At 60.4% G+C, this 15,521-nt stretch carries 3 protein-coding genes; all 3 read right to left on the bottom strand.

Annotated elements, in window-relative coordinates; translation table 11 throughout:
- Positions 1-66 precede the first annotated feature (66 nt).
- The 3 genes from IAE77_RS10575 to IAE77_RS10585 all read right to left on the bottom strand — a co-directional run bounded on the left by IAE77_RS10575 (position 67) and on the right by IAE77_RS10585 (position 15,357).
- On the bottom strand, positions 67-3,408 hold the full coding sequence (locus tag IAE77_RS10575) for a S41 family peptidase (protein WP_294225869.1): 3,342 nt from the start codon (positions 3,406-3,408) through the stop codon (positions 67-69).
- 131 nt (positions 3,409-3,539) lie between these two features.
- A complete protein-coding gene (locus tag IAE77_RS10580) occupies positions 3,540-6,995 on the bottom strand; it encodes a hypothetical protein (protein WP_294225871.1) in 3,456 nt (1,151 codons plus the stop codon).
- A 214-nt stretch (positions 6,996-7,209) separates the two neighbouring features.
- Positions 7,210-15,357 (bottom strand): cadherin-like beta sandwich domain-containing protein, encoded by an 8,148-nt coding sequence (locus tag IAE77_RS10585; RefSeq protein ID WP_294225874.1) that lies wholly within the window; start codon positions 15,355-15,357, stop codon positions 7,210-7,212.
- Positions 15,358-15,521 lie beyond the last annotated feature (164 nt).

Genomic DNA, 15,521 nt, shown 5'->3' on the forward strand with positions numbered 1-15,521 from the left:
GTATGCATGGAACGGGACGCCCGATGTCCGTCTCGGGCGGAAAGCTGAATGCGCGGCGGCTCCGCGTCACGGCAGCTTCCGCTCGCTCGCCTTCAGCAATTTCGGCTGCGGGCGCTGCTTCCACTTGGCGACGTCCGCCGTCAGCACTCCGATGGCTTTTTGCAACTGCGTGTCGATGCCCTTCGGCCAGTCGCCCGGCTGCGGCCACAGCACGTGGTCAGGCACAGCTCCGTTCAATTCCATGTCGATGCCCGTTTCCAGCCCATACCAGCCACGGAATGGCAACCGCAGCGATCCCACGTCCATGATCCGAGTGCTGCCTGTGCTGATGACTCCGCCGGCGGTCGGCACACCGACCACCTGGCCACGATGCAGCGTCTTCATCGCATGGCTGAAGATCTCTGCATTGCTGTAGCTGTTCTGATTGCACAAGACGACGACCGGCTTGCTCCAGGTGGCATACACCATGCGATCCTGCGGGTAGCCAGCCTTCGGACTGCCCCGTGGCAAGGCGATGGCGTGCCGCGGCTGCGTCAGCGCGGTGAGCAGATGGTCCGCCGTCGATCCGCCGCCGTTTTCACGCACATCGATCACCAAGGCGTCTTTCCCTGCCCCGGCGGCATAAAGCTCCTCCTGGAAGCGCTCAAAGCTCGCATCGTCCATGGCAGTGATGTGCAGGTAGCCCAGCGTGCCTTTCGACGCCTGCTCCACCACGGTGCGGTTCTGTTTGATCCACTGCTCGTAGAGCAGCTTCCGCGCAGCCAGGTAGCTGATCGGCCGCAGCGTGACCTCGCGCTCCTTCCCGTCCGCCGCTTTCACCCGAAGGCTGATGTCGCGTTCCGGCGGTCCGTTCAGCACCTCGCTCACGTCCATTCCGGGCCGCACTTCACGATCATCCACGCGCAGGATCAGTTCCCCGGCCCGGATGCGGCTCTGGCGCTGGCTGGCGGGGCTTTTGGCCAGCACATCACGCACTTTCCAGCCTGGACCGGCATGCGTCGGATCAAATCGCAGCCCCAGATGCGCCGTCTCGTCCTTCCAGGTGTTCGCAGATGAAGCAGACGATGCTTCCAGGGTGAATCCGAGGTGCGAGCCGTTCAATTCCCCCAACATGAGCTGCACCACCTCCACCACGGAGCGCATGTCCGGCATGGCGGCGGCCACTGGCGCGTATTTGGCACGCACGGCATCCCAGTCGCGGTTTCCCAGATGGTCGTCGTAGTAATGATCGCGCATCACACGCCAGCACTGGTCGAACACGGCCCGCTGCTTTTCAGCGCGGACCACGCTTTGCTGCGCTTTGAAGCGATGCGTGGTCATGCTGGGAGAAGTCTTCGTTGTCACGCTCACCGGCGAGCCCTCGTTCAGGCCCACGATCTGGTCGTTGTTCTTGATCCAGCGTGCCTGCGTGATGCTGTTCGGCACCAGCAGTTTTGGCCGCAGGTCGTCGGGAAACTCCACGGTGTAGGTGGCGGTCTGTTTGTCCTCCCGCATCACGGTGAAGGCCAGTTTCTTCGAGTCCGGCGACCACACGAGGCCGAACTCGGCCATGTTGGGCAATGAGATGTGCCGGATGCGCTCGTGGATGTCCTCCAGGTCGATCTTCATCGCCATCTTCGGCTTCGGTGCGGGCACCACCTTCTTCGGTTCTTCCTTGGCCGTGTCTTCCTCCTTCGTTTTGTCCACCGGTTTGGCCTCAGTCTTGGCTGGCGGCAGGCCGGCAGCTTTCGGCGCCTCCTTCACCTCCGCCGTGACCGCACGTGTCGGCACCGCAGGCTTGGTCGATTTCCCAGCCGGCACCAGAACCGGCGGCGGCTGGGATTTGGAGATCTTTTCCCGTGCCTTCGCCAGCACCCGCTCGCGTTTCGTCTGCTCATCGTCCTCTGCACGCACCCAGGCATAGTAGATGTCGATCTCATCCCCCTGCCGCCGGCCGGTCCAGGCGATCATCTTGCCGTCGGGCGACCACACCGGCGACTCGTCGTTGTCGGGATGCCGGGAGAGGTTGAAGGGCGGCCGCGAACCATCCAGCGGCAGCAGCCAGATGTCGCTGTTGAACCACTCATCGCTGTGCGAATACACGATCCACGTGCTGTCCGGTGAAAAGCTGAAGCTGGGCTGGTTCCACGACTCCACAATGCGCTTCGCGTTCTTCCCGTCGCCATCCGCCAGCCACAGATCGCCACGCTCCCTCGTGTAGGCCAGCCGCTTGCCGTCCGGCGAGAATTGCAGGCGCGATTCGACCTCCACGTCGTTCGTGATGCGTGTCAGTTTGAAGTCACGATTCTCCCACCAGAACTTCTTCGCGTTGGCCGGCTCCGCCTTCCAGATGTCCGCCTGCCCTTCCGCATCGCTCACGAACCACAACGCCTTCGCATCCGGCGAAAACACGACCGCACGCTCCTCCTCGGCCGATTTCGTCACCTGACGCGGCTCCTTCAGCTCCGTGTCCATCACCCACACATCCCCGCCGGAGATGAATGCCATCTGCAGGCCGTTGTCAGTGAAGGTGATGCTCGTCGCGCGATCCAGCACCGTGCGGTCCACGGGCGACTGCACGATGTCCCCCACTTCTTCGATGACGATCTTCTCCGGCTGCGACTTCCCGTCCGTGCGCAGGCGATAGAGGTCAAACTGATGCCGGAACACCAGGACCGAGCCATCCCGTGAAAGCGTGGGAAACACCACCGAGTCTGTGTTGAACTGGGTGAGCTGGCGGTTCTTCCCGCTGGCGAGATCATGCTCCCACAGATTGAAGACCCCGTCCTTGCGGCTGGAGACATGGTAGAAACCCTTTCCGTCCGGCTTCCACAGCGGCCAGCGCGTCTCCGTGCTTTCCCCGATGACCTTCCTGCAACTGCCGTCCTCGCGATTCAGCAGCCATGTCTGCCCCGCACGCGACCCGCGATACCCCTGCCGCCACCAGACTTCCCCCTCCCGGGTGAACAGCACCCGCTTCCCATCCGGCGAGACCGAGCCCTCCGTCGCATAATCATCCAGCAGCACCTCCTCGGCCTTCCGCGTCGTCACATCGAGCCGTGCGAGCCTGTTCGCATACTTCCAGAAGTGATCCCGCGTGACGCTCACGAGCAAACCCTTGCCATCCGGAAACCATTCTTCGATCTGGTAGCCTTCCGTGTGCCAGGTGAGCTGTTTCGGCTCGCCGCCCTTCGCCGGCATCACATACACCTGCTTCGATCCGTCACGGTCGCTCACAAAGGCGATCTGCTGGCCATCGGCAGAGTAGGCGGGTGACGACTCCACCGCCGGATGCTGCGTCAACCTCCGCGCCACACCGCCCTCCGTTCCCACTTCCCACACGTCCCCACGCCACGCGAACACCAGCGACGAACCATCCGGCGAAAGCGCCGGCTCCTGAGGCAGACGGATGACCTCGGCAGAAGCCACGATGGACAGACACAGCAATGAAAGAACAGCTCGACGCATCTCCGACAAACGCCAGGCAACGCCCGCTGCTTTCGTCAGCGCAGGCAAGCGTCTCGATCAACATTCCGCCACGCGTCGAAGAGGTCCTTCGGTCATGGGGCCAGATCGGTGACTTCGACGCGAATGAATTTCCGGTTGATGACCTCGGGTGATGCCAGCAGACGGAATGTCACCGACTCAGTCTGACCATCCGGGTAGGGCACCGGAATTCCGACCTGCTGCACTTGGACCTGCGTGCGGTCCCACGTCGCCAAATCATCCGACACGGCCACCACGTAGCTGATGTCGGGCCTGACGATCCGCCGGACGAAGGTCAGGTGCAGGTACTTTTTCCCGTCGGAGACGTTGGTCATCAGTTGGTTCACCTGATAGGCATCGGGAGCACTGGGGACGCCCGGATGCAGGTTGAAGGCGTATTCGGCGAAGTTGTTGAGAAGGTCGCGGTCAGGATTCGCCCCCTTGGCCTGATCTGCCGGACTCAGTCCTTTCAGGAAAGCCGAGGCCCAACTGCTGAAGCTCTGCACTTCATGCAGCAGACCCTTCTTGCGGAGGAAATCGTTCACCCGGGCATGGGTCGCATTGGGAACCGTGCCATCAAAGGTGGGATCCGGGGCGGTGCTGGCCACGGCCTTGTCTCCCACAAGGACAGGCAGTTGCTCCCGCAGTGATTTGGTGGACGTGACGAACTTCGACAAGTCCGTGGTCTCACTGCCGATCAGCGTCGGTCCATCCAGGGACTGCGAAGCAGACTGTGCGTCGGCCATGATCTTCTGCTCAGCCTCGAAGTCTTTGGGCTCCAGCGGGCACAGATGGTCCACGGAGCCACCCACTCTGAAATTCCGCACGAATTCAGACGCTGCTGTGTATTCGGTCATGCCACTCTGGATCGCGTTCTTGAAGGCCACACGCTGGTTGTTGCCAGTGGAGTTAAGAAGCCCGGCGAAGGTCTCGATGGCTTTCTCGGCATTGAGTTGACCGGCGTTGTAGTCACTGATCGCATCGGCCACTGACATCCCCGCATCGAAAGTTTGGAGCAAACGAATCACCGCCTCGAGGGCATAAGTGGCCGCCTTGATCGCTCCCACGTCCCCGGCATCGATCTTGAGGTAAGACCTGGTCGATTCCGAATCCGAGAACGAGGTGATAAAGGCGGGTGAGGACGCCTTGCTCAAGTGGCTGCGGATGGTGCCCAGCGCGGGCAGGACGCTGTTCGTCAGATAATCGATACCTGCGGAGGTGTGCGTTCCAGGTGTCGCCACCAGGTTGCCGATCCCGTCCTTCGGGAAGGTGTGGGCACGTTCATAGATGTTTGAGTCCAGGATTCCGAGTCCGCTCAGTGCATTCTGAAAGGCCGCACCCTGCTCCAGCATGGCAAAACCGGTGATGGCTTTGAAAAAATTGGCCTCCGCATGGTTTGCGTCGATAGCGAGCGCGGCGGCAAACGCAGCATCCGCTCCGCTGAGGCCCACATCCGTCTGAAGCTGTAGATTTGCCCGCCCGAGGCGCACGTGATCAGCGGCGGTCACCGGAACCCCCAAAGTCGAGAAATGCAGACTCACCACACCCAACTGGCGCGACTCGTCATCCCGCACTCGGATATGATAGGTGGTTCCTGAGACAGCCTGGAACGCGAGACTGTTTTCCCCTGCCTCACTGGCGTCCCCATTCTTGGCGATCAAAGTCAGTGTCTCCGCCACCACGGAACTGCCGGTGAAGACTTCCATGATCGTGTCCGTGCCACTGCCGAGCGTGTCAAACGACACCCAACCGTCACTCGGCGCCGTCCACTTCCACCAGATGGACCGGATCGGCGTCAGCCAGAAAAACGCCGGGGCATCCGGCTCCCCGTTTTCATAGCTCACACTGAGGTCGATCCAGCTCGAATTCGATCCGCTGGACGCCGTGCCCAGGTCCGTCGCATTGGCGAACTGATCATTTGGCGGCGGTTGACTGATGCCCAGCACGAAACTGCCGCTGCCAAACGAGGCATCAACGGCGATCTGGTAGGTGACCCCCTGCGTTGCGTTCAGAGCAGTTGAGAAAGAGGAACTGCCGCTTCCAGCCACGACCTGAGTCAGTGAGTTCACAGCGAACCCAGTGTAAATCCCCAGCAGCGCATTCATTGAATTGCCCGAGGGGGGGACCACGGACACGTGGAACGTTGCCGTGGCAGGTGCCGTCCACACATACCAGACAGAACGGCCTCCGGCGGAAGCGCCATGGTTGGGTTCTCCCGCCTCCTTGGAAGCTCCGCTGGTAGTTCCAGAGACAAATCTGGGCACCCCATTCAGCACTGTGCCACTGGCAAAACCATCATTCGCCGGCGGGGCAACGGGATCGCTGACGGTGAGTGTGAAGCTGCCGGAAGTCGGAAGCGAGCTGTCCACTGCGATTCGATAGGTAGCCCCTCCAACCGCTTGAAATCTCGCGACACCCACGCCGACCGCACTCGCGAGTTCAATGAGGCCATTGACCGAAGCACCGGAATAAATCCCGACCACTGCGGGATGAATAATGTTCGACAACCGCACATTCACCTCACCTGAAGAAGGCGCTGTCCACACGTACCAGACAGACCGTCCACCAGGTTCGCTGGCATGATTCGGCTCTCCGGATTCCTTGGTCGCCCCGGTGTTGCTCCCGTTGAGAGTTCCCCCCCCCGATGGCAGCACTGCCGCAGCACCAAAATCATCGTTGGCTGGTGGAGGGACGGGGGCGCTGACGGACAGGGTGAAAGTGCCCCCTACCGCATAATAATCATCCACAGCGATTCGATACGTCACTCCGCCTACAGCCTGAAATGCCCCAATGGAACCAAACGCCGAACTCGCCACCGTGGTCAGGGCGTTCACGGACGCGCCCGTGTAAGCCCCAACCAGGGTATATACCGTGCTGTTTGAAGTCTGCACCCAAACCTCGCCGGACGACGGGGCGGTCCATGAATACCAAACCGAACGCCCTCCAGCGTAGCCGCCGTGGGCAGGCTCGCCACTCTCCTTGGATGCACCCACATTGGTCCCGTTCACAGAAATCGCCCCACTCGCCAGAGGCATCGCGACACCAAAGCTGTCGTTGGCAGGCGGAGGCTGTGGATAATCAATAGCCAGCACAATCGAACCGGTGCTCCCACTGTAACCGTCCACTGCTATTTGATATGTTGCGCCAGACGTCACATTGACGCTCATCAGACTGGTGGAGTTTCCCCCACTATCATCGTCCTGGCCGATGCTGGTAAGGCTATTAACAGCCGTCCCTGTGTAGATCCCCAAGGTCGTGTCAAAGTTGCTGCCAATCGTCTTGATAGTGTAAAGCCCGCTCGTCGGCGCCGTCCATGACCACCACACCGACGCACCGCCAGCATTGTTTCCGTGATTGGGCTCCCCGCTCTCCTTCGTCGCACCGACATTGGTGCCAGACGTCGTGATCGAGTCACTCCCCGACAACACGATGCGACTGGCGAAGTTATCATTCACCGGAGCGGCGAACGCGGTTGTGGCAAGCAGGAGACTGCCGAGAATTCCAGGGAGGGCATAACGTGGAAGGTGCATGGCAAAAGGGTCAGTGAGGTGATTGAACGACGGCTGTCTCTAGCAGATACCGGATGCGATCCGGCTTGTTACAAAGTTTTCAGCCGCTGGGCCATCCATTTCCTGATGCTCCCTGCTTTGGGCCCTGGCGAACTGCTCACTTGAGGTCCCACCAAGGTTCTGTGACAACCCGAAGTCCGGGACCTCGACCCTCTTCGCCCGGCCGGTTTACGGCTCACGGTGGCGTCGTCACCTTCAGGTGGACGAAACGTCTTCCATTGCTGCCAGCCGGGATCGTCGCCCTCACCTGCTGCGTGGTTCCATTGTTAGAGAGCACTTGTTCGGTCACTCCCGCAGTGCTCCAAGTGGTTCCAGGCAAGGCGTCACTCCATTCCACCGTGAATTGCGTCCCAACGTCCGCCTCATTTTTACTTCGGGTGTAGGTGAACTCGAGGTTGCCCCCATTGCGAGCCAAGCTGGCAGGCAGGCCGCTCGGCCGTGTGGGGTCGAGGGTGCAGCCCCTCTCGATCAGATTAGCGAGCCCATCATGATCCGGATCTGCATTGTCTGCCGCGTTTCCAGTGTTGCTGGTCGTCCCAAAGTATTGAAGCCTCCAGTATTGGCCGAGCGACATGAGCGTGGCGCTCAAGTTGATGTCAAAGGAGGGCTCGTCCGCGTCGTTTGACTCGATATGAAGCACCGCGCTTTCGGGTGCGCCACTGAGCGGAGTGTAGCGAACGGTGAAGGTCAGGCTCTGTCCCGGATGGATCGCTGCAAATGAAACCGGCGCTTCCAACAAGGTGAACTGCGAGGCGTTCACTCCGTCGATGTAGGGTCCAGGAATGACGTTGCCAATCAAAAGATCAGCGCCGCCAGTGTTTCGGATGGTGATATGCCGGTCCATGCCCTGCCCGACGACTGCGGTGCCAAACTGCACACTGGAAGCGCCGTCCTCGAGGGAGGTTGCAAAGGCATCTTCCACCGCGATCTCCGGGGCAGGCGTGACAAAGCTCAAGATCTCACCCTCGCTGAAGAGGTCGTAATTTGTCTCTTCAGCATACGCTAGAATGTAGTATCGCGTTCCTGGTGTCAGATTATTCGCGGTGGCGTTGATGCTTTGAATCGAAGTGCCTGAAATAATTAGCTGCTCCGGAGCAATGTACATCCAGCTCACCTGATCCGTGCTGATGAAGAAGGCTGGTGTGGCCGTGCCTCCATTCGCGTCCACTGTTCCATGCAAAATCGCCGTGGTGCTGGTGACATTCGATTCAGGCAGCGTGACCACAGTCGGTGCCGGGATGTTGTTGTAGCGCACGACCACGGCGGAATAGTGGCCGTCGGCACCGCGGACATTGCCAGCGGCGACGATCTGGCCGTCGGGCTGGAGTTTGACGGAAGCGATGTAAGCATCCGAACTGTTGAAATTCGTCGTCAACAGGCCGTCGCCATCAAATGCCGGGTCGGGAGTGCCGTCCGTCAGAAAGCGTGCCATCGCAAACTGGTTGAAACCGCCCACCGTGGCAGTTCCAGCAATGAGGATGTGACCATCAACTCCAATGACGATGTCATTGCCCTCCGTGGCGCTGCCAGCGCCGAACGTTCTGCGTGCGATGCCACTGGCGCCGAAACTGGTGTCCACAGATCCGTTGGGGAGATACCGGACCATTTCAAAGGAGCAATCCGTTCCGGCGCTACGGCCGCCGACAATAAACCTGCCATCGCTTTGCATCGCCATGGCCCACGCACAGCCGTTTTCGCCACCAGCGTTGGTATTGAGCACCTTTCCAGCAGTGCCAAAACTGGCATCCAGTGTGCCATTGGGAAGATACCGCGCCACCACGTGGCCGCCCCCCGCACCTTCGCGATCACCGGACACCAGAATCATGCCATCGCTCAGGATGATGACGTTGTTGGCAGTCTCGGTCCCGCCAAAATCTGTGGTCACCTTCCCGGCCAGACCAAATGTGCTGTCGATGGCACCTGTGTTCAAATAGCGCGCAATAACGAAGTCCGTGCCGTTGCCGCCGCACACCACAATCTTGCCATCGCTCTGCACAGCGACACCAATCGCCTCATCACTTCCGCCCCCAAAATCCGTGGTGACTTTGCCATCTGAGTCGAATGTGCCGTCCAGAACACCACTGGTGGAATAGCGCAACAGCACGGCGTCACCAGCCTGACTGCCAACGACCAGTGGCCGCCCGCTAGCGTCGGCGCAGATGCCGAGCGCATAGGCTCCCTCAGTGGTGGCAGTGCCGGTGCTGGTGTAATCGACACTGCCATCCGTATTCCGCCGGAGAAGCAGCACGTTGTTTGCGTTTCCACCGAAATTGGAGGTCGTCACAAACACCACCTTGCCGTCATCCTGGAGAAACATGTCGGCATCGTTACCCTCCGTGCCACTGTGGGCATGGCTGGCGATGCCACTGCTGCCAAAGTTCTCATCCGGGCTGCCAATCGCAGGAAGGGTCGATGTGACGACCACATTGAACTGCGTTTCTTTCTGGTAGAACGCCACATTGAGACTTCCAGGGAGAACGGCATGGTTCACATCAGACAACGCAGCGAACGACACCCTGCCTAAGTACTCCTGCCCTGCAACCAACGTCCCGGCAGGCACTTGATAGCCAAGAGAATTTGTCACCGGGGAGGTGGAAGCAAACACATCATGCGTGGTGATGCCGTCGATACCACTGTTGATCGTGTCATCGGCATGGCTGCCGTAGCCGGCGAAGGTGTTGGTCGCGACGGTCAAGATCGCATTCGGGGAGATGTAATACTTGCCTCCCAACCACACACCACCGCCCAGCGTCACTTGGGGTGTGTTCGGGTAAAGGTCACCTGTCAGTGAGAGGGGCACACTGACACCTCCCACCGTGACGGTGTAGGTTCCACTGCCAAAGCGTGCGTCCAGATCCGCCAGCGAGGGGGAGCCCCAATCATTCGCATTCGGGCTGCCATAACGCCACATGGCGTCCTGACTGCTGTAGAGCAGGGCACCTCCATTGTGAGTCGCAGGCGCATCGCTCAGGTGGAATGACTGGAAGGGACCGGTCACGACAGGAGCGGCACCGAGCGCATCAATGCCCGCGCCCTCGACATTCACGGAAAACCCGTAAGCCCCCCCATAATCCGGTGTGGAACCGGGAGGTTCCGGGTTTACTCCGACACTGGTCGCGGAAGTCTGTGTGTAGCTGATGCTCTTGCCAACCACCACCCTTTCAATCGTGTAATTGCCGACCGTGCTGAAGGTCATGACGTTGCCCAAGCCGGTGACATGGTAGTCACCCAGCTCCGCCTGTGCCTGCACATAATAGAGCGTTCCAGGGGTGAGGCCGGCAAGGGTCGTCCTGGTGATGCCTTGGGGAGTCGTTCCCGAGATCAGTGTTTGATCCGCGCCAGCCAGACTCCAGTTCACCTGATCCGTGCTGATGCGGAAACTCGGCACCACAACGTTTCCGTTGGCATTCACAGTACCATTCAGCGTGGCAGAGGTGGAAGTGACATCCGTGGCCCCCTGCGTGGTGACAGTGGGGGCAGAGATGTTGTTGTAGCGTACGACCACGGCGGAGTAATGACCGTCCGCGCCGCGCACATTGCCAGCGGCAACGATCTTGCCATCCGCCTGGAGTTTGATGGAGGCGATATAGGCGTCCGTGCTGTTGAAGTTCGTTGTCAACAGGCCGTCGCCGTCAAAGGAGGTGTCGAGAGTGCCGTCTGGCAGATAGCGGGCCATGGCGAACTGACTGAAGCCACCGACGGTCGCGGTTCCCGCGATGACGATGCGTCCGTCCGGACCGATGGCAATGTCATTGCCCTCAGTGAAGCTGTTGAGACCAAAAGTGGTGCGCACAAAGCCGTTGCTGCCAAAACTGGTGTCCACCGTGCCGTTGGCGAGGTAGCGCACCATGGCAAAGCAGATGTTTGCGTTCACATCACGTCCGCCAACGATGAGCTTGCCATCCTCTTGCAGCGCCATGGCACAAGCGCAGCCGTTTTCCCCGCCGATGCTTGGCGTGACCACTTTGCCCGCCGTGCCAAAGGTGCTGTCGAGCATGCCGTTGGTGAGATAGCGTGCCACCACGAAGCCGGAGGTGCCGCCGGGCTCGCAATCGCCTGAGACGAGGATTTTGCCATCGCTGAGCACGATGATGTTGTTCGCCGTCTCAGAACCTCCGAAATCGGTCGTGACTTTGCCAGCGATGCCAAAAGTAGTGTCGAGTGCGCCCGTGCTCAAATAGCGGGCGATGATGAAATCGGCACCATTTGTGCCGCAGACGACGATCTTGCCGTCGCCTTGCACTGCGACCCCAATGGCCTCGTCGCTGACGCCGCCGAAATCAGTCACGACCTTGCCATCCGTGTCAAAAGTGGCGTCCAGCACCCCGCTGGTGGTATAGCGCAGCAGAACCGCATTCCCACTTTCAGCACCAACAACACACAGTTTGCCGCCGGCATCCACGCAAACCCCGAGTGAATACACGCTTTGAGTGACGCTGGTGCCGAGATGACTGAAACTGGCGCTGCCATCCGTGTTGCGGCGGAGCAGCACGGCGTATTCGGAGGAGCCGCCGAAGTTTGAAGTCGTGGTGATCACCGTCCTGCCATCCGGTTGAAGGATCATATCCAGGTCATTCCCCTCGGTGCCATTGACAATGTTTCCTGTGTTGACCACGCCTCCTGTTCCATACCCCACATCCAGGCTGCCGATCGCTGGGTAGGCACGACTGACAATCACCTCATACGTCTGCGTGGTCACCCCATCCGGCGCTGTACAGACCACAGAAATCGCCGAGTTATCCCCCAGACCCAGCTGAATAGCCCCGCTGGCGGTTCCGGAGGCCACGGTGACCCCGTTCACCTTCACCGTTGCCCCGCTCGCGGCCACCGTAGGGGTGATGGTGGTGCTGGTAGTCGTGTAGGGCGCCATCACCAGATACGTTGTGTTGGCGCCAAAGGGCACCGTGAACGCCCCCGCGCTGGCGGTGAGGTTTGAGAGATTCGCATTGTTGCTCAACGCTGTGTTGAATGTGCCCGCTGCCGTAGCGGTGCCTGCCGCGTTGCTGGCCGTGAGACGGTAGTGGTATGTGGTCCCAGGCGTGAGGCCCGTGAGGTTCGCGCTCACGTTCTGCGCCGTGGTTCCGTTGTTCGGGGAAAGCGTCACACTGGCCGTGCTGCCGTAGCTAGCGGTCAGGCCATATTCGAACTGCGCAGTTGTCGGTGCGCCTTGGGGATTGACGGTGCCGTTGAGCGTGACGCTGGAGGGGGTAACGCTGCTGATGGCAGCGAGTGTGACAACCGGCGCGTCCACGATGCGGAGTACCACCTCATTGCCAGAGCCTCCCGTGTAGGAAATCTGCGCTTTATAAGTGCCGCCGCCCACTCCCACATTCGTCAGCGTGTGGATGCTGTCCTGCGCCTTGCCATTGAAGGTGCCCGTGACGGCGTCCGTGCCATCGTTCTGCACGATGGTGAATACCTGGCCGATGGATGGCGCGAAGCGCAGGGTGATGTTGAGGAAGGCACTGGCTAGATCCACCGTCCCGGAAACATTGATCTGATCCGAGGCCGGGCCGCTGACCAGGTCCACATTGTAGCTCACGCCGGAGGCCAGCGTGACATTGCCGGTGGTGGTAAGCGTTGAGGCGCTGGAGCCGCCGAGATCAATCACAGAACCGCTGGTGGCTGTAAAGGTCCCGACTGTCCCGTTCCCCGTGATCTTTCCCCCTTGCAGGGCCACCAGCAGGCCGCCGAGATTCGAGCTGGCGAGCGAGAGCGTTGCCGCCGGATTGATGCGCACCCCGTTGCTGATGGTGTGCGAGCCGTTGCCAAGGTTCAGCGTGGCCGCATTCGTGCCATCACCCACCACCAGCCCGCCCGCGCCGGGACTGATGGCAGTGCCGGTGGCGTTCACTGTGCCCTTGTTGAAGACGATGGTCTTCGATCCCGCGCCCGTGCGAATGTTGGTAAAGTTCAGCGTGCCTCCATTGATGTTCACCGTGCCCGTGCTCGTAGCATTGTCAGCGATGGCCAAATCCCGTCCCGTGATGGTGCCGCCGTTGGCATTCAGCGTGCCCGTCCCCGTTGCGTTGGTGCCAAAATAGAGATCCTTGGTGGTTCCCAGATTCACACTCCCTCCGGAGACCGTGAGCGTGCCCGTACCATTGAAGCCCACATGCGAGTGGCCGTTGATCATCAGCGTGCCCGCGCTCAGCGTGTAGGTGCCCGTGCCGCCAGACTGCTCGCCAACGAACATGCCGCCCGTGGCGGTGCTCGTGCCTCCGCTTTGGATCATGGTGCCGTTGGCTGCCCGGCCCACCGAGAGGATGCCGCCCACGTTCACCGTGCCGGCGCTCTGGGTGAAGGTGCCGCTGGCCGCAAAGCCCACGCCGAGGTTGCTCGTCGTCGTCACCGTGCCCGTGCCGGAGAGTTGATACAGCCCCGTGGCACCGGCCACGGTGCCCAGCCGCACAAACGCCACCGAAACATCCCCCCCCGTTTGATTGAACACACCCTGCCCCGCGTAGCCGACATGCAACGTTTGCGTGGAGTTCAGGGCTCCGGCAGACATCTGGTAGCTGCCGTAGGCCCCGGCCTGGTCGGCCAGTTCGATGGCATTTCCGTTCGCGGTGAAAGTGCCCCCATTTTGAAGAAAACTGCCCGTTCCGGCATATCCGATCACCGTGGAGTTCGTGACCGTGAGAGTGGAGGCAGTCAGGATGTAGGTTCCACGCCCAGTGGTCGAAAAACCGAGATACAGATTCTGGCCGGAATTTGACCCGCCGGTCTGATAAAACGTACCAGCGCCGGCGTGCCCCACCGACTGCGTGCCTGAGGAGGAGACAGTGCCCGCGGAGACGTTCAGGGTTCCCTGGCTGCCGCCAAACTCACCCACATACAAAGCGGGCGGCGAGAAAGCGCCGCCGGAGAAGTTCATCACGCCCACACCGCTGGTGCCCACGCTGGTCCAGTTTGGATTGGTGATGTTGTTGCCGCCGTTATTGTAAATCTCTGCTGCGCCCGCAGTCGGGGCCACGGAGAGATTCGTGTTCACGGACCCGGGTTGGTTCGTCGTCGTCGTGGTGAAGCCCTCGTAGCGGGCGATGGCGAAGTCGCGATTGTTTCCAGATCGGTAATACCCAGCCAGCAGGATTTTGCCATCGTTCTGCAACGCCATGCCATAGGCTTCTTCGCTTGTGCTGCCAAAGTCGGTCGTTTTTGTGCCGCCGCTGCCGAAGCTGCTGTCCAGTGCGCCACTGGCGTTGTAACGCGCCAGCGCAAAATCGTAGTTCCCACCAGTTGAGTAGGAGTATCCCTCCGCCAGAATCCGACCATCGCTCATGACCAAGACACCACGGTAGCCATCATGACTCGTGCCACTGACATTCGTGGTCACTTTGCCACCGTTGCCGAATGTGGTGTCCACCGTGCCGTTCGTGTTAAACCGCGCCAGCGCAGACCCGCTCTCGGCTAGAAATGGATTGATGACGTATTCTCCCGCCACCACTATCCTTCCGTCATTCTGGAGCACCAGACCATTGCAAAGGTCGTCCTCTGACCCAACTGAAAGCGTCATTTTTCCGCCGCTGCCAAAGGTGGGGTCGAGCAAGCCGTCCGAGTCGTAGCGCACTAGCGCGAAGTCCTTGTTGCCAGACGTCCAGGATTGCCCGGCCACGACAATTTTGCCGTCATTCTGCACAGCGACACAGGTGCCCTCATCGTCACCCGTCCCGATTGCGGTTGTAACCTTGCCTCCAACGCCGAATGTGGTGTCAAGCGAGCCATCGGCATTATAGCGGGCCACGGCGATGTCATAGTTGCTACCCCCGGTATACGCTGATCCGACCACCAAGATCTTGCCATCACGTTGCAGGGCTGCGGCGTTGCCATAGTTCGAACTGTTGCCAATATCAGTTACAACCTTGCCCCCATTGCCAAAGCTGGCATCCAAAGTCCCGTTCACATTAAATCGGATCAAGGCGAAGTCTTCGAAGGTGCCTGATCCGGAACCCGAATTGGTAAAGCCAGCGACGAGAATTCGACCATCGCTTTGGACGACGACAGATTTAGCGCTTTCGTCGCTCGTGCCGATGGTCATGGTGACTTTGCCTCCGGTTCCGAAGCTGCTATCCAGAGTTCCGTTGCTGGTGTACCGGGTCAGGGCAAAATCCCAGTTGCTCCCGTTGTAGGTTTCGCCAGCCACCACCACCTTGCCATCCGCCTGTATCATCACACTCAGGCCCGTCTCATTGCTGCTGCCGATGGATGTCGTCACCTTCCCCCCAGAGCCAAAGGTAGTATCTAAATCTCCCGGCGCGGCCGAAGCGGCGGCTGCCAGGATGAGGGCGGTAAGCATGAGGACGAGACTGGGGGCGGATTTCATGATGGGTGAAGTGGAGAAGAGCATCACAGGCGGGTGGAAATGGATTCAGCCAAGCCGTGGAATGAGGCCTTTGTAGAGCGTCCATGGCTTGTGGGCATCGTCTGCCCTACGGCACGGCCTGGATGGAGCCGGGCGAATGCTGCCGGGGTCTGGCGGCTTTGGAA

Origin of the sequence: Prosthecobacter sp., from assembly GCF_014879935.1 — a bacterium.
GTDB lineage: Bacteria > Verrucomicrobiota > Verrucomicrobiia > Verrucomicrobiales > Verrucomicrobiaceae > Prosthecobacter.